The 15,533-nt window shown below is 65.3% G+C and carries 15 protein-coding genes and 1 other RNA gene; 10 read left to right on the forward strand and 6 right to left on the reverse strand.

All coding sequences use genetic code 11. The features are described 5' to 3' along the window. Positions 1-23: 23 nt before the first annotated feature. A complete protein-coding gene (locus ABGN05_RS05865; protein WP_367953162.1) occupies positions 24-4,037 on the forward strand; it encodes an AsmA family protein in 4,014 nt (1,337 codons plus the stop codon). Positions 4,038-4,044: 7 nt separating this feature from the next. On the opposite strand, the gene ABGN05_RS05870 is transcribed toward ABGN05_RS05865, so the two are convergent. The 4 genes from ABGN05_RS05870 to ssrA form a co-directional block, all read right to left on the reverse strand. Beyond that, positions 4,045-4,293, reverse strand: coding sequence for a ribbon-helix-helix domain-containing protein (locus ABGN05_RS05870; RefSeq protein ID WP_367953030.1), 249 nt, complete (start codon positions 4,291-4,293; stop codon positions 4,045-4,047). Further along, positions 4,290-4,478: a DUF4169 family protein gene (locus ABGN05_RS05875; RefSeq protein WP_367953031.1), complete on the reverse strand. Its 189-nt coding sequence runs from the start codon at positions 4,476-4,478 to the stop codon at positions 4,290-4,292. The genes ABGN05_RS05870 and ABGN05_RS05875 overlap by 4 nt, the downstream gene beginning before the upstream one ends. A 3-nt stretch (positions 4,479-4,481) precedes the next feature. Beyond that, positions 4,482-5,036: an SspB family protein gene (locus ABGN05_RS05880; protein WP_367953032.1), complete on the reverse strand. Its 555-nt coding sequence runs from the start codon at positions 5,034-5,036 to the stop codon at positions 4,482-4,484. A 136-nt stretch (positions 5,037-5,172) separates the two neighbouring features. Next, positions 5,173-5,536, reverse strand: a transfer-messenger RNA (tmRNA) gene (gene ssrA / locus ABGN05_RS05885). Between the two features lie 124 nt (positions 5,537-5,660). Between ssrA and ABGN05_RS05890 the strand changes: the two genes are divergently transcribed. From ABGN05_RS05890 to ABGN05_RS05920, 7 genes are all read left to right on the forward strand, one after another. After that, positions 5,661-6,455 (forward strand): thymidylate synthase, encoded by a 795-nt coding sequence (locus ABGN05_RS05890; RefSeq protein ID WP_367953033.1) that lies wholly within the window; start codon positions 5,661-5,663, stop codon positions 6,453-6,455. Positions 6,456-6,472: 17 nt separating this feature from the next. Then, positions 6,473-7,480 carry a DUF4424 domain-containing protein gene (locus ABGN05_RS05895; protein ID WP_367953034.1) on the forward strand — a complete coding sequence of 336 codons (1,008 nt, stop codon included), beginning with the start codon at positions 6,473-6,475 and terminating at the stop codon, positions 7,478-7,480. Between the two features lie 3 nt (positions 7,481-7,483). Next, on the forward strand, positions 7,484-8,005 hold the full coding sequence (locus tag ABGN05_RS05900) for a dihydrofolate reductase (RefSeq protein WP_367953035.1): 522 nt from the start codon (positions 7,484-7,486) through the stop codon (positions 8,003-8,005). Between the two features lie 184 nt (positions 8,006-8,189). Further along, the gene (hflK, locus tag ABGN05_RS05905; protein WP_367953036.1) at positions 8,190-9,281 is read left to right on the forward strand and encodes an FtsH protease activity modulator HflK; all 1,092 of its coding nucleotides are present in this window, start codon (positions 8,190-8,192) and stop codon (positions 9,279-9,281) included. Beyond that, positions 9,278-10,324, forward strand: coding sequence for a protease modulator HflC (gene hflC, locus ABGN05_RS05910; RefSeq protein ID WP_367953037.1), 1,047 nt, complete (start codon positions 9,278-9,280; stop codon positions 10,322-10,324). The genes hflK and hflC overlap by 4 nt, the downstream gene beginning before the upstream one ends. A gap of 1 nt (position 10,325) precedes the next feature. Continuing rightward, entirely contained in the window at positions 10,326-10,511 is a 186-nt protein-coding gene (locus tag ABGN05_RS05915; protein WP_367953038.1) for a DUF2065 domain-containing protein, read from the forward strand. Between the two features lie 151 nt (positions 10,512-10,662). Then, complete coding sequence (locus tag ABGN05_RS05920; RefSeq protein WP_373695900.1) at positions 10,663-12,156, forward strand: DegQ family serine endoprotease; 1,494 nt, start codon at positions 10,663-10,665, stop codon at positions 12,154-12,156. Positions 12,157-12,215: 59 nt separating this feature from the next. Here the strand turns inward: ABGN05_RS05920 and ABGN05_RS05925 are convergent, their stop codons facing one another. Next, complete coding sequence (locus tag ABGN05_RS05925) at positions 12,216-12,788, reverse strand: GNAT family N-acetyltransferase (RefSeq protein WP_367953039.1); 573 nt, start codon at positions 12,786-12,788, stop codon at positions 12,216-12,218. Continuing rightward, positions 12,785-13,672, reverse strand: coding sequence for a phosphoserine phosphatase SerB (gene serB / locus ABGN05_RS05930; protein ID WP_367953040.1), 888 nt, complete (start codon positions 13,670-13,672; stop codon positions 12,785-12,787). Before serB ends, ABGN05_RS05925 begins: the two co-directional genes overlap by 4 nt. Here serB and miaA point away from each other — a divergent pair. Then, complete coding sequence (miaA, locus tag ABGN05_RS05935) at positions 13,653-14,621, forward strand: tRNA (adenosine(37)-N6)-dimethylallyltransferase MiaA (protein WP_367953041.1); 969 nt, start codon at positions 13,653-13,655, stop codon at positions 14,619-14,621. The two genes, serB and miaA, sit on opposite strands and share 20 nt — an antisense overlap. A gap of 108 nt (positions 14,622-14,729) precedes the next feature. Then, entirely contained in the window at positions 14,730-15,512 is a 783-nt protein-coding gene (locus ABGN05_RS05940) for a GGDEF domain-containing protein (RefSeq protein WP_367953042.1), read from the forward strand. The last annotated feature ends 21 nt before the right edge of the window (positions 15,513-15,533 follow it).

Genomic DNA, 15,533 nt, shown 5'->3' on the forward strand with positions numbered 1-15,533 from the left:
CCGGAGCCTGAACGCTGGCTAGGCTGTTTGTATTCTTCGGTGGCCTGTTCGTGCTGGCGCTGCTTGCCGCGCTGGTTGGCCCCTACTTTGTCGACTGGACGGGGTACCGGGGCGATTTCGAGCGCGAGGCGAGCCGCATCCTCGGCCGAGAGGTGACCGTGGAAGGCGACGTCCGGGCGCGGCTCCTGCCGTTTCCGTCCGTCTCGTTCACCGACGTCCACGTTGCGGGTGAGACGGAGACGTCTCCGGCGATGACGGTCGAGGAATTCTCGATGGATGCCGAACTGGCCCCCTTCATGCGCGGCGAAATCCTGATCTTCGACATGCGGGTGGTCCGGCCCAAGGCCACGATCAGGATCGCCGCCGACGGTCAGGTGGATTGGGCCGTGCGGCCCTCGAGCCGGTTCGAGCCCAGCCAGATCCGGCTCGAAAAGGTGCGCGTCGTCGAGGGCAAGGTCACGCTTCTCCACGAGGCGAGCGGCCGGCAGCACACGCTGACCGAAATCAACGCCGATCTCGCGGCGGATTCGCTCGCCGGTCCCTGGCGGGTGGACGGGTCGCTGAGGCTCGACGGCATGCTGACGGACGTCGCAGTCTCCACTGGCACGGCCAATCCAGACGGCACGATGCGCGTCCGCGTGCGGGCCAATCCGGCACGCTATCCAGTCACCCTGGAAGCAGACGGGGCAGCACAGTTCAAGCCGGATTCGCCGCTCTATTCGGGCAGCTTCCACCTGGAGGCCAACAACCGGGATCCCGCGGTCCTGCGCGGCAGCGACGGTGACACCTTCGTGGCGTCCGCGCAGACCGGGCAGGCGGCGATCGCCGACTACCGCTTCGCCGGACGATTCCAGCTCGACCACAAGCGCCTCGACGTTCCCGAATTCCGGCTGGAGACGGGACCGCGAGAGGACCCCTACACGGCGGACGGAACGGCCCTGTTCGATCTCGGCGCCAGCCCGCGCTTCCTGATCCAGGCGACAGGCGCGCAGGTGCGGTTTGACGAGGCCATCGGCAAGGGCAACGAATATTCCGGCGCCACGCTGGAGGACCGGTTCGAAGGCCTGAAGGCGGCGCTCGAAAACCTGCCGCGCCCCGCCATCAAGGGCACGCTCGACATCGATCTCCCCGCGGTGGTCGCCGGCGACACGACGATCCGGAACGTCAGGCTCTCGGCCGAGCCGAGCGCGGGAGGCTGGGCGGTCAACACGCTCTCGGCGCTGCTGCCGGGCCGCACCACGCTGGAGGCGAGCGGGTATCTGCGCAACGGCGAGGAGGATTTCGGCTTCAAGGGCAAGCTGCTCCTGGCGGTGGCACAGCCGTCCGGCTTCGCCGCCTGGGCCGCACGCGACGTGGACGATGCTATCCGCCGGCTGCCGGCCGCCGGCTTTTCTGCCGACGTGGAACTCGACGAGCAGCGGCAGCTCTTCCGCAACGTCGAACTGATCCTGGGCGACGCCAGGTTCCACGGACTGCTCGAACGGCTGACACGCGAAGGCGTGCGGCCGGCGATCATCGCGCGCCTGAACGGCGATGCGCTCGACGTGCAGGGGATGACGGCCTTCGCCTCGCTCTTCGTCAGCGACGCGGGCGTTACGCATTTCGGCGATCACGACGTCGATTTTGACCTCGAGGCGGGGCCGGTGAGCCTTGCCGGCCTGAGCGCGGACAAGGTCAGCACTGCCATGCGGCTGCGCGAAGATCATCTGGAGATCGACCGGCTGGCGATCACCGGGCTGGCCGGGGCGAACATCGGCGCGACCGGGACGATCCGGGACATCGACGCCGAACCCTCCGGCAGCCTGGATGCATCCGTGCTGGCCGCCGATCTCGGCCCCTTCCTCGCGTTGCTCGCCGACCGCTTCCCGACGAATCCCTTCGCGGCCGCAGCCGCAAGACGCGCCGCCGCATTCCCCGCCATGATGTCGGATGCGCAGATCGATCTGGTTGCAAACCTCGAGCGCAAGGACGGTTCGCCCGAGGTTTCGCTCAACGCGCAGGGACATGCCGGTGCGAACGACTTCGCCTTCTCGGGGTCGGCGACCGGTTTCGAGAACGGGCTGGAGCAGGCCGAGTTCGTGGTGGAACTATCGGCCGACTCGATCGACACGGCCCAATTGCTTGCATTGTATGGCCTGCCGGCCAACGATCTCGGCATGACAGGCGAGGGGACGACGACCTTCGCCTTGAACGGAAAACTCGCTGAAGGCGCCCGGCTGCAATTCGAGATCGCCTCCCCCGAGGCGCAGGCCGGCTTCGAGGGCAGCCTGCGCCCGGCCGAAGGCGAGGGCGGACTTTCGGCCGAGGGAAGCCTCATGCTTTCCGGCAGCGATTTCGAACCATGGATGATCACGGCCGGCTTCGCTTTGCCGGGCATGGGTATCGGAATGCCCGCAGATATCAAGGCGGACGCGGCGCTGGTGCCCGGGAAGCTTCGGCTGACAAAAATCGACGGGTCGATCGCCGACGTCGCGGTTGCCGGAAACATCGAAAGTGCCTGGGACGAGGACATGCCGGTGCTGAACGGCAAGCTCACGCTGGGAGGGTTCGACCTCGACCACGCCGTCGCTCTCGTTTTGGGGGAAACAGCCCTGCAGAGCGACGGGGAAGGCTGGCCGGACATCCCCTTCATCGAAACGCTCTCGCTTCCCGTGCGCGGCGAGATCGAACTAGCCTTCGACACCCTCGACGTCGGCAACTTCGCGGCTGCCGAGAATGTGCGCATGAAAGCTCGCCTTGACGTGGAAGGTCTCGCGCTCTCCGGAATTTCGGCCGACGCGCTCGGCGGCAAGGCGGAAGGGCTGGTGGAACTGCGCAACAATGGCGGCACGGGACTTCTCTCGGCGCAGATGACGCTCAAGGACGCCAATGCGGCCCGGGTTCTCGGCGCCTCGGGCATCGAGGGGCGGATGGACGCGAGTGCCGCCGTCACCGCCAGCGGCAAGTCGGTCAGCGGCATGGTCGCCTCGCTCGCCGGTTCCGGAACCGCGCGTGTCGAGAACCTGATGATCCCCGGCGTGAATCCCGGCGCCTTCGATCCCATCATCAAGGGCGCGGACGCGATCGGGCGCGAGATCGATGCCGCGAAGGTCGCCGGGTACGCGCCGGATATCCTCGGCCGCGGCACATTCGCCGCCCAGGGTGTCGACGTGCCCTTCACGATCGCGGCCGGCGTGCTCCGCACCCCTCCGATCTATCTCGAGACCGAAGGCGCAAGGCTGGAGGCCGAGGTGAAGGCCGATCTCGCGGCAAACGACATCGCGGTCGACGGCTCGATCGGCTATGCCGAGGGCGACGAAGCCCTGGCAGGCTCCGAACCGGTCGTGAACATCGCCGTCAGCGGCTCCTACGGCGACACGTCGCGCAGTTTCGATACCGAACCGCTGGCACAGTTCCTCACGCAGCGCGCGCTCGAGCGCGAGCAGGCGCGGGTCGAGGCGATGCAGGCGGGATTGCTGGAGAAGCAGAGGCTTCGCCGCGAGGCGCGCTACTTCATGCAGCAGGCGGAATTTCGCGAGGTTGAACGGGAGAAGGCGGAAAGGGAGCGGATCGCCGAGGAGGCGCGGCTGAAGTCCGAAGCGGAGGCGTCTTCCCTGGAGGCGGCGGAGGAGGCCCGGCGCGAGGCAGAGGCGGAAGCCGCACGCCAGAAGGCCCGCGCGGCCGAGGAGCAGCGCATCCAGGCAGAAGAGGCGAAGAAGGCGCAGGAGGAGGCGGCAAAGGCCCGTGCGGCGAAGAAGGCCGCGGATCAGGCCGCCAAGCTCAAGGCGGAGGAAGACGCCAAGGCACGCGCAGCCGAAGAAAAGCGACGACAGGCGGAGGAAGCCGAGAAGGCAAAGGGCGCTGACGAGGCCGCGCGCCGCGAAGCGCAGGACGCTGCGCGCATCGAAGCCGCCGCGGGCGAAGCGACCGGGCGCGACGTAATCCGAAGGACACCGCTCCCGCCGCCGCCCGGTACTGCTGCCCAGGCCCCGGGCGGCGGCTCATTCGACCCGGATGCAATCGGCAAGATCCTGAAGAACCTGCCCGAGCGGCCGTGACCGTACGTCATCGACCGTGCGGGTCGTCCAGGTCCTGATCTCCCGCCGCCTTCAGGCAGGCAAGGACATGCAGACGTAGCGCCGACGAGAGGTTCGTCGTCTTGGCGCGCCTGTCGTCGATCTCCGCCACCAGAGCCGCGAGGCTGAGGCCCCGGGATCGGGCGATCCGTTCCAGTTCGTCGAGAAATGGTTGTTCAAGGGAAAAGCTCGTGCGGTGGCCGCGGATCGAAACGGAGTGCTTTCGCACGACCGTCATTCGCCATCCTTGCGGACGAGCCGGTGGCCTTCTAGGTGCGAGTCCAGCCGGCTCTTCTCGGCGCGGCGGGCGAGCTTTTCGGACTTCGGAAGGGCGTGGCGGATGCGGTTCTCGTCGGCCGCCCTTTCGTGCTCGGCCCGCGCGGCGCGCTTGCGTGCCATTCGCAGGTTCACGATCTCGGCCATGGCCTATTTCTTGCGGAACGCGTCGAGGGACACGACGTCGGCGCCCTTGGCGGCCTCCTCCGAGCCCGCCGCGGCTTTTTCCTTGGCGGGCGGGGCGGCCTTCTTCGGACTATCGGACTTCCTGGCGCTACCTGGCAACTTGGAAGGCACCGGTTGCGGCTGCGGCGCGGGAGCGACGGGTACTGCTTGCGCTGGCACTTCCGCCTTGACGTCGAATTCCAGTTCGAAATTCACCGATGGATCGTAGAAGCCGCGCACTGCGGCGAAGGGAACTTCCAGCTTTTCCGGCACGTCCGAGAAGGACAGCCCAACCTCGAAGCCGGTGTCGGTGACCTTCAGATCCCAGTATTGGTATTGCAGCACGATCGTCATCTGTTCGGGATAACGCTCGCGCAACCGGCTGGAGACCCGAACGCCGGGCGCTCCCGTCAGGAAGGTGATGAAGAAATGATGGTTGCCCGGCAGGCCGGTACGAGCGACCTCTCCGAGCACCTTGCGCATGACGCCTCGCAGCGCCTCCTGGGCAAGGATGTCGTAGCGTATGTGGTCGTCTGCCATCTGCTTCCGCGGTTCGAGTGACTCGGCTCTGCCTAGATGTAATGAAGGCGCGGCCCGGCGTAAACCGGATATAGCGCTCCCGCGTCGCCTGACGACGTTGGAATTGCCGCCAATGATCGGCTCGGTGAAAGGGAGAAGTGGAGGCTTCTGTTGCCAGGTGCCTCCGAACCCCGCCTAGAAGTGCGAACCCCTAGGGCTTGAATTGAAGCTGTCGCGCTGCTTACGCGGCGAGACGTGCTTCCGCATAGTTGTCGTTGGCAACTATAAATTTAGCCCGATAACGGTGGTACAATGCCGAGCAAAAGTCCGATCTTTACACCCTCGTCGATCCTGTTTCGCCCCCATCAAAAGCCGCAAGTCGCTGACATGCTGCGGTTTTTGGTGGAGGCGCCGGGTACCGCCCCCGGGTCCGAATGGCTTATTTCATCGGCCGTTTATCGCCATAGTCGGCCGAAGCCGACACGCCCAATATAGGGAGGGACCGGGTAGATGGAAAGCCCCGTCGGGCCGATCGCCTGCGACACCGGGGAGATGCAAAGGAGGCGGGGAAAAACGCCGCGCACGTGATGCGCGGCAAGGCACGATCCTCTAGAATGGTGCCACCGGAATCGACGCGGACGGACGATGCGCCAGTACCTTGACCTGCTTTCCCATGTGATGGATCACGGCGTCGACCGCGGCGACCGGACCGGGACCGGCACCCGCTCGGTTTTCGGCCATCAGATGCGCTTCGACCTTTCTGAAGGCTTCCCGGTCACCACGACGAAGAAGCTGCACCTGAAGTCGATTATCCACGAACTCCTGTGGTTCCTGAAGGGCGATACCAACATTGCCTATCTGCGCGACAACGGCGTCACGATCTGGGACGAGTGGGCCGACGAGAACGGCGATCTCGGTCCGGTCTACGGCGCCCAATGGCGATCCTGGCCGGACGGCAGCGGCGGCACGATCGACCAGATCGCCAACGTCGTCGAGCAGATCCGGACCAACCCGAATTCGCGCCGCCTGATCGTGTCTGCCTGGAACCCGGCCGAGGTCGACCGCATGGCGCTGCCGCCCTGCCACTGCCTGTTCCAGTTCAACGTGGCGGAGGGACGGCTGTCCTGCCAGCTCTACCAGCGTTCGGCCGACATCTTTCTCGGCGTGCCCTTCAACATCGCCTCATACGCGCTCCTGACGATGATGGTCGCGCAGGTTACCGGCCTGAAGCCCGGCGAGTTCATCCACACGCTGGGTGACGCGCATATCTACAAGAACCATTTCATGCAGGCGCAGCTGCAGCTCACCCGAACGCCGAAACCCTTGCCGACCTTGTGGATCAATCCGCAGGTGACGGACCTCTTCGCCTTCCGCTACGAGGACTTCCGGCTCGAAGGTTACGAGGCGGACGCCAGCATCAAGGCGCCCATCGCCGTCTGAGGAAGGATTTTTTCGTGATGCGCAGCTCCGCCATAGCCATGGCATTCCTTGCGTCTGCAAGCGCTTCTGCCCATGCCAACGATTCCACCGCTGAGCTCGGCGCGGGCGGTCTAATCCTGTCGCGCAGCGACGCGATCGTGATGGCGAAGGAGGACCTGTTCATCTCCGAGGAACAGGTGCGGGTCGACTACGTCTTCCGCAACAGCACCGAGGAGGACGTCGAGACGCTGGTGGCGTTTCCGATGCCCGACATCGAGGCAAGTCCCTATGGCAACGTCTCCATTCCCGACGATACCAGCGACAATTTCCTCGGCTTCCAGGTCAAGGTGGACGGGCAGCCGGTGCAGCCGCGGCTGGAGCAGCGCGCGATCGCGGTGGGGATCGACGTCACCGACGATCTCCGGTCTAACGGCGTGGCCCTCTTTCCATACGGCGACGAGGCGCAGCAGGCCCTTTCCGCCCTGCCGGAGGACGTCGTCGCCGACTGGCGCGACCGCGGCATCATCGTGATCGACGAATATGACGACGGCTCGGGCTGGAAGCGCGTCCCGTCCGCCTTCTGGACGCTGCGCTCGACCTACTGGTGGCCGATGGTCTTCCCGGCCGGCACCGAGATCCGGGTCTCTCACAGCTACACGCCGAGCGTCGGAGCCACGGTGGGATTGTCGTTTTTCTACGACGGAAAGTTCCAGGGCGACGCGTATCAGGACCACAAGTCACGCTACTGCATGGACGAGGGTTTCGAGGCGGCGATCCTGAAAGCGTCGCGCGGCGCACCCGACGGCTTCCCGCCGCTTTTCGAGACATGGATCTCCTACATCCTGAAGACCGGCGGCAACTGGGGCGGCGGCACGATCGGCGACTTCACCCTGACGATCGACAAGGGCGATCCGAAGAACCTCGTCAGCTTCTGCGGCTCTGGCGTGAAGAAGATCGGTCCGACGACCTTCCAGATGAAGGCGACGGATTTCTATCCCGAGAAGAACCTGGACGTCCTGATCCTGAAGCGGATGGACGCGAACTGACCGATGCTTCCCGTCGTTATCCATGTCGCCGTCGCCGAGAACGGCGTGATCGGGCGCGAAGGCGGCCTGCCATGGAAACTCTCGACCGATCTCAAGCGTTTTAAGGCCGACACGATGGGCAATCCCGTCGTCATGGGACGCAGGACCTATGAGGGAATCGGGAAACCGCTGCCGGGCCGGTTGAACATCGTGGTGACGCGCGATGCGCGATGGAACGCGCCAGGGGTCGAGAAGGCCGGCTCGCTCGACGACGCGATCACGCTTGCCAACGTGCGTGCCCGCTGCATGAGCGGAGCCGGCGAGATCGCGATCATCGGCGGCGGGGAGATCTATGCGCAGGCCATGACGAAGGCCGACCGGCTGCACGTCACGCACGTTCTTGCGGCGATCGAGGGAGACACATCATTCCCAACGATCGATCCCGCTGTCTGGGAGGCGGTGCGTCACAGCGAACACGCCGCTGGCGAGAAAGACAGCCACCCGACGCGTCACGTCGTCTACCGTCGACGCGGATCATTTGCCTGACGACTTCGTTACGTCCGATTCGGTCGGTTTCGGACCATATTCTTGCCCCTCCGCGCGATTTCGCTTGCGCGCAGCCCAAGCCCGCGTTGAAAGGGGGGGAGGCGATGCCTATAACACGGCCGAACGGCGCGATCCGCTCAGGCAACGAATTTGCGGGCGCCGGTTTCAAAACGAGAGGAAATTCATGCCCTGGAGCAATCAGAGCGGAGGCGGCGGTCCATGGGGCGGCGGCGGCAACGGCGGTGGCCCCTGGGGCCAAGGTCCGCGCGGCCCCCAGGCCCCGAAAGGCGCTCCGCCCGATCTTGAAGACATCATCCGCCGCGGCCAGGACCGGCTGAAGCGGGCGCTGCCCGGCGGTGGTGGGTTCAATCCCGCAATCGTGGCGATCGTTGCCCTGGCCCTGGTGGCACTCTGGGCTTTCCAGTCCATCTATACGGTACAGCCGGACGAACTCGCGGTGGAACTGCGATTCGGAAAACCGAAGACGGAGTTGTCGCAGCCCGGCCTGCACTTCCACTGGTGGCCGATCGAGACGGTCGAAAAGGCGAATACGGCCGAGAAACTGATCGACGTCGGCGAAGTGCGCGGCGGCGCCTCCTCCGGGCTGATGCTTTCGGGCGACCAGAACATCGTGGACGTCAAGTTCTCTGTCGCCTACCAGGTGGCCGATCCCGAAGCCTATCTCTTCAACGTGGCAAGCCCCGACGAGATGGTGCGCCAGATCGCCGAGAGCGCCATGCGCGAGGTCGTCGGCCGGCGTCCGGCACAGGACATCTTCCGCGACGACCGCCAGGGCATTGCCGACAGCGTGCGCGACACGATCCAGAACACGCTTGACGACTATGGCTCGGGGATATCCGTCAACGCCATCTCGATCGAGGATGCGGCCCCGCCGCGGGAAGTCGCCGACGCCTTCGACGAGGTCCAGCGCGCCGAGCAGGACGAGGACCGCTTTGTCGAGGAATCCAACCAGTATTCCAACCAGAAGCTGGGTCAGGCGCGAGGCGAGGCGGCGCAGTTGCGCGAAGAGGCCGCCGCCTACAAGAACCGCGTCGTCCAGGAAGCCGAGGGTGAAGCCCAGCGCTTCGTCTCGGTCTACGACGAGTATGCCAAGGCGCCGGAAGTCACGCGCAAGCGCCTCTTCCTCGAAACAATGGAGAGGGTGCTGCGGGATTCCGACAAAGTCATCATCGAGCAGGGAGCGAACGGCCAGGGAGTGGTGCCATATCTGCCGCTCAACGAGCTTCGCCGCCGCCCGGGAGCCACCAATCAATGACCAACCGTCTCGCATTCATAGCCGTCGCCGTCGCGATCGTGCTCGTCATCGCGCTTTCGTCCTTCTTCGTCGTGACCGAGCGCCAGCAGGCGATTGTCCTGCGGTTCGGCGAGATCGTCGATGTCAAGACCGAGCCGGGCATCTATTTCAAGTTGCCGTTCGGCTTCCTCGAAGCCGACAACGTGCAGATCGTCGAAGACCGTGTCATGCGCTTCGATCTCGACGACATCCGCGTCCAGGTCTCGGGCGGAAAGTTCTATGAGGTAGACGCCTTCGTCGCCTACCGGATTTCCGACCCGCGCACCTTCCGGCAGACGGTGTCGGGGAGCGTGGGGCTGGCCGAGCAGCGGCTGCGCACCCGTCTCGACGCAGCACTTCGCCGGGTCTACGGCCTGCGCGGCTTCGAGGCGGCGCTGTCGGAAGAGCGGTCCTCCATGATGCGCGAAGTCGCTGAGCAGCTTCGGCCCGACGCCGCCTCGCTCGGGCTGGAGGTGCAGGATGTTCGCATCCGGCGGACCGACCTGACCCAGGAAGTCTCGCAGCAGACCTACGACCGCATGAGCGCGGAGCGCCTGGCTGAAGCGGAAAGGCTGAGGGCGCGCGGTCGCGAAGCGGCGCAGCGCATCCGCGCCCGCGCCGATCGCGAGGTTGTCGAGATTCTCGCCGAAGCCCAAAAGGAATCGGAAATCCTTCGAGGCGAAGGCGAGGCGGAACGCAACAGCATCTTCGCCGACGCGTTCCAGCGCGATCCCGAGTTCTTCGAGTTCTACCGCTCCATGGCCGCCTATACGCAGGCGCTCGAGGGAACGGGCACCTCGATGATCCTGTCGCCGGATTCGGAATTCTTCCGCTACTTCGGCAGCGACCGTGGACGCGCAGGCGGGCAAGCCAATCCGGTTCCGCCGGCCGATCCGGCTCCGACCGGAACCTTGCAGGAGGGCGCCGATGCCGGGGCGGGCAGCCCCGCTCAGCCGGCGCGTGAGCCGGCGGCGGCTCCGCCGGCGCGGCAGCCGGCCGGAACCTCCGTTCCCGCCGCCCAATAGAATGAGCGATTTCTTTGCCGCCCTCGGTCTCGTGCTCGTGATCGAGGGCGTCATCTATGGCGGCTTCCCTGCGGTGGCGAAGCGGCTCGCGATGGAAATGCAGGAACTGCCGGAGAATACGTTGCGCTATGGCGGTCTCGCAGCCGTCGCGCTCGGGGTCGCGGTGGTCTGGCTGGTGAGGGGATAACGCAGGTTTTATCCGCTGCCGCCGTATATTGTCGCAAACGCGCCCCAATTCTGGCAAACGCTCCGGATGTCGGTGCGTGGCGCGGCAGCATTCGCCATACGCCCGGTTCCAATGCGGCGCCCACGTGGCTCGGGAGATTTCTTACATGGCTCTGATGCGAGTTCCGGTTTCATTCCGAAAGGCTACGCTTGGCGCCTTCGCAGTGTCCGCCGTGATGGGGCTGGCGCTTCCGGCCGCTCCCGCCTTCGCCCAGACGCAAGGTCCCGCATCGGTGGCCGATCTCGCCGAGAACCTGCTCGAGGCAGTGGTCAACATATCGACCTCGCAGAACTCGCCGGGCGGAGGTTCGGGCAACGTGCCGATGCCAGACCTTCCTGAAGGCTCTCCCTTCCAAGACTTCTTCGATGAGTTCTTCCAGAACCGCCAAGGCGACGGCATGCCTCGGCGCGTGCAGTCTCTCGGCTCGGGCTTCGTGCTCGACGCAGCGGAGGGCATCGTGGTCACCAACAATCACGTCATTGCCGACGCCGACGAAATCGAGGTGAACTTCTCCGACGGGTCCAAGCTGAAGGCGGAACTGGTCGGCAGGGACACCAAGACCGACCTGGCGGTTCTGAAGGTCGATCCGACCAGGAAGAAGCTGAAGGCCGTTTCATTCGGAGATTCCGATGCCATCCGGATCGGCGACTGGGTCATGGCGATCGGCAACCCGTTCGGGCTCGGCGGATCGGTGACGGTCGGCATCGTGTCCGCTCGCAACCGAAACATCAATGCCGGACCCTACGACGACTTTATCCAGACGGATGCCGCCATCAACCGCGGCAATTCCGGCGGCCCGCTCTTCAACATGGAGGGCAAGGTGATCGGCATCAACACGGCGATTATCTCACCTTCCGGCGGCTCCATCGGCATCGGCTTCTCCATCCCCGCCCGCCTGGCAGAGAACGTCATCTCGCAACTGCGCGAATTCGGCGAGACGCATCGCGGCTGGCTCGGCGTGCGGATCCAGCCGGTTACAGACGACATAGCGGAGAGCCTCGGGATGCCGAACGCAAAGGGCGCGCTCGTCGCCGGCATCATCAAGGGTGGCCCGGTCGACAACGGCGTCATCCAGCCTGGCGACGTGATCACCATGTTCGACGGCAAAGAGATCGAAAGCATGCGCGACCTGCCGCGCATCGTAGCCGACAGCCCGGTCGGGCAGGCCGTCGAGGTCGTCATCATCCGAAAGGGTGAGCAGCAGACCGTCGAGGTGACGCTCGGACGGCTCGAGGACAGCGAACAGCTCGCCTCGGACGAAAGCGGCGGCGAAGATGGTCAGGGTCAGGAAGAGGACGCGCTGGCGACTGCGTCGGTGCTCGGAATGACGGTCGGCGAACTCGACGACGAAACGCGCGCGCGCTTCGAGATATCGCCGGACGTTTCCGGCGTCGTCATCACCGAAGTGGCGGAGAACTCCGCCGCCGCCGAAAAGGGCGTCAAGGCCGGCGAGGTGATTACGGAGATTGCGCAGGAATCGGTCTCGTCACCGCAGGACGTGGTCGACCGGATCACCGCGCTGAGGGAGCAGGGCCGCCGCAACGCGCTTCTGATGCTTGCGTCCAAGACCGGCGAACTGCGCTTCATCACCCTGCGGATGGATTGAGTTGGAGCGCGGCGTGAAGCAAACCGCGCAACCATCTTTGTGAATGCGGGAAAGGCGGCTCAGCGGGCCGCCTTTTTCCTTTCGCGCCACGCGCTGCGCGTCAAGCCGTAGAAGATGTGCCGCTTCAGATGCGGGTGCGTGTCGGGGACTTTCGGATGATCGAAGTCCCGGGCCGCGTCGGGCCGCATGCCGAGGCGCCGCATTACCGCGGTCGAACGGTCATTGTTCCAGACCGCGAAGGAGACGACCTCGTCGAGATCGAGTTCCTCGAACCCGAAGGCGAGCAAGGCTTCGCCGGCTTCGGTGACGAGGCCCTTTCCCCAGAACTCCGGTGCCAGACGCCAGCCGATCTCGATGGTGTCGGCCGGCAGGACGGGCTCCAGCCCGGCGGGATTCAGGCCCGCGAAGCCGATCGCCTGACCCGTTGCGGCGAGTTCGAGGGCTGTGAAGCCGTAGCCCTGTGCCGCGATCCGGGCCCGCAGCCGTTCCATGAAGTCGTCAGCTTCCTGCCTGCTCCGGCGGAACGGGAAGAAGGTCATCACAGCGTCGTCGGAGTTGATGCGGAAAAACAGCTCGCGGTCCCGGTCCTCCCAGTTGCGGAGGATGAGCCGTTGCGTGCGCAATGCCCTCATGCGGCGAAGTCGTCGCGCCCGTAGCCCTGGAGATAGAGCAGGGCGGTCAGATCGCCGTGATCGATGCGGAAGCGGGCCTGCTCGGCCACCGAGGGCTTTGCATGGAGGGCGACACCTATGCCGGCCAGGCGCAGCATGTCGAGGTCGTTGGCGCCGTCGCCCACGGCCAGCGCATCGTCGGTTGTAATGCCCAGCCGCTCGCATGCGGCACGCAACGCCGTCGCCTTCGCCTCGCGCCCCAGCACGGGTTCGGCGACCGCGCCGGTCAGCTTTCCGTCCTCGTGAAGCAGCGTGTTCGCCTGATGCTCGTCGAATCCGAGTTTCGCCGCCACGGGACCGGTGAACATGGTGAAGCCGCCCGATACCAGAGCGGTCCACGCGCCGTGCCGCTTCATCGTCGTGACCAGCTCAAGCCCGCCCTTTGCCAGCGTGATGCGCCCCGCGATCACCGCGCCAATGACGGGAAGGGGCAGACCCTTCAGCAGCGCCACCCTTTCCCGCAAGGCGGGCTCGAACGCGATCTCGCCGTTCATCGCCCGCGCCGTGATGGCGGCAACGTGTTCCTTGAGCCCGATTTCGGCCGCGAGTTCGTCGATGCATTCCTGGTCGATCATGGTGGAATCCATGTCGGCGACGAGCAACCGCTTGCGCCGCGAATCCTCCCTCTGGACCGCGACGTCGACCGGCAAGCCGGCGAGTGTGTCGCGCAGCACCGTTTCGGCCTCTGCCGGGGCGAAGCCATTCGGCAGGGGGATATCGCAGGCGATACCCTCGGACAGCCAGCGGCATCGGCTTGCACCAATCGCTCGCGTCGCGGTATGCGCGATACCGGCTGAGACGGCCGCAGTCTCAGGGCTGGAGATGATGGTGGCAACGAATGACACGGGAGGAGAAGCTCCGGAGATCGGCCCGGGGCCGCTGAAGGACGCGATCCTGATAGCGGGACCGACCGCCAGCGGCAAGTCGGCGCTGGCGCTGGCCGTCGCGAAGGCCACGGGCGGCGAAATCGTCAATGCGGATTCCATGCAGGTCTACGCGGTCCTGCGCATCCTGACCGCGCGGCCTGGCGAGGCCGAACTCGCGCAGGTGCCCCACCACCTCTACGGCCATGTCGAGCCTGACCGGAGATATTCGACCGGCGCCTGGCTGCGCGACGTCGCGGCGCTGCCGAGGCAAACCGCCGGCCAGCGCAAGCGCTATATCTTCACGGGAGGGACGGGGCTCTACTTCCGCGCGATGACCGAGGGGCTGTCCGAAATGCCGCCGGTCCCCGCCGAAATCCGCGACAAGTGGCGCGAACGGCTGCTTCACGAAGGAGCCGATGCACTTCACCGGATGCTATGCGAGATGGACGCGGGGTCCGGCGAGCGCATTCGCCCCGCGGACGGGCAGCGCATCGTGCGTGCGCTGGAAATCCTGGAAGCGACCGGGCGTACGATCGGCGAATGGCAGTCGAGGCCGGGCAGGCCTCTGGTTGACAGGTCGTCCGTTCAAATGTTCGTGATCGATCCGGACCGAACCGCGCTACGCGCCCGGATCGATGGCCGATTCGAACGTATGATGGAGGCGGGCGGCCTCGACGAGGTACGGCGGTTGCTTGACCTCGGACTCGATCCCGCGCTCCCGGCGATGAAGGCGATCGGCGTTCCCGAACTTGGCGGGTTTCTGCGGGGGGAGGTCTCTCTCGATGAGGCGGTGGCGCGTGCGAAGGCAGCCACGCGGCAGTACGCCAAGCGTCAGGCAACCTGGTTTCGGACGCAGTTCGGGCCCGAATGGCGAAAGATCCAAATGCCGTCGATATCCGAAAACCCTGATTTACCTTTGACAGTCTAGAAGTCGCCACGTCTTTGACGTTCACTTCTTATTCGCGCGTGAGTTGTAGTTATTAACGCGCCCGTAATTCAGACCGTGCGACCATGCTCCGAGCTTGATAGGGGTCAGATGCGCTTCCATAAATCGGAGACGGCATTCTTCGTGTTCGTCGCGCTGATTCTGGTATCAGGCGTGCTGACCGTCTACGCCTATCATTCCCTAGGCGACTACAGCTTCGACTACGGTCCGCACGCGCACACGCTCACCGTCGTGCGGCTACTTTTCGGTTCCGCCGTACTCACGGCGACCGCGCTTACCTTTGGGATGTTCTTCATCTACCCACTGATCCGCACGCAGGTGAGGGAGGAAGGCAAGCTCAGGGCCATGACCGAAACCTTGAGCGCGCGTTCGCAGACCCTCGAGCACGCGGCGCTGACCGACAGCCTCACCGGCATGCAGAACAGGCGCTATTTCGACGATGCGCTTCGCGAATACCTGCAGGAGTTCAAGCGCATCAACAAGCCGGTCGGCCTCGTCATCCTCGACCTGGACCACTTCAAGACCGTGAACGACACGCATGGCCATGACGTCGGCGACGAGGTGCTCAAAGTCGTGGCGAACTGCCTGCGCGACTTCACCCGCCACCACGACGTCGCCGCGCGGCTGGGGGGCGAGGAGTTCGCGGTGGTGGCGCCCAACATGGACAAGGAATCGCTGACGAAGCTCGCCGAGCGCATCCGTCTCGCCATAGCGCAGCTCTCGGTCAGTACGGGCAACGTGACGCTACGGGTGACGACCAGCGTCGGGCTTGCGGTGTGGGATCGGAAAGAAAGTGCCGAGGACTTCTTCCGGCGCGCGGACCGGATGCTCTACCAGGCGAAGCGAATGGGCCGCAACCGCGTCTGCGCCTGAGGCTCTCCGCAGTCGACACCA

Source organism: Aquibium pacificum, from assembly GCF_040839445.1.
GTDB lineage: Bacteria > Pseudomonadota > Alphaproteobacteria > Rhizobiales > Rhizobiaceae > Aquibium > Aquibium pacificus.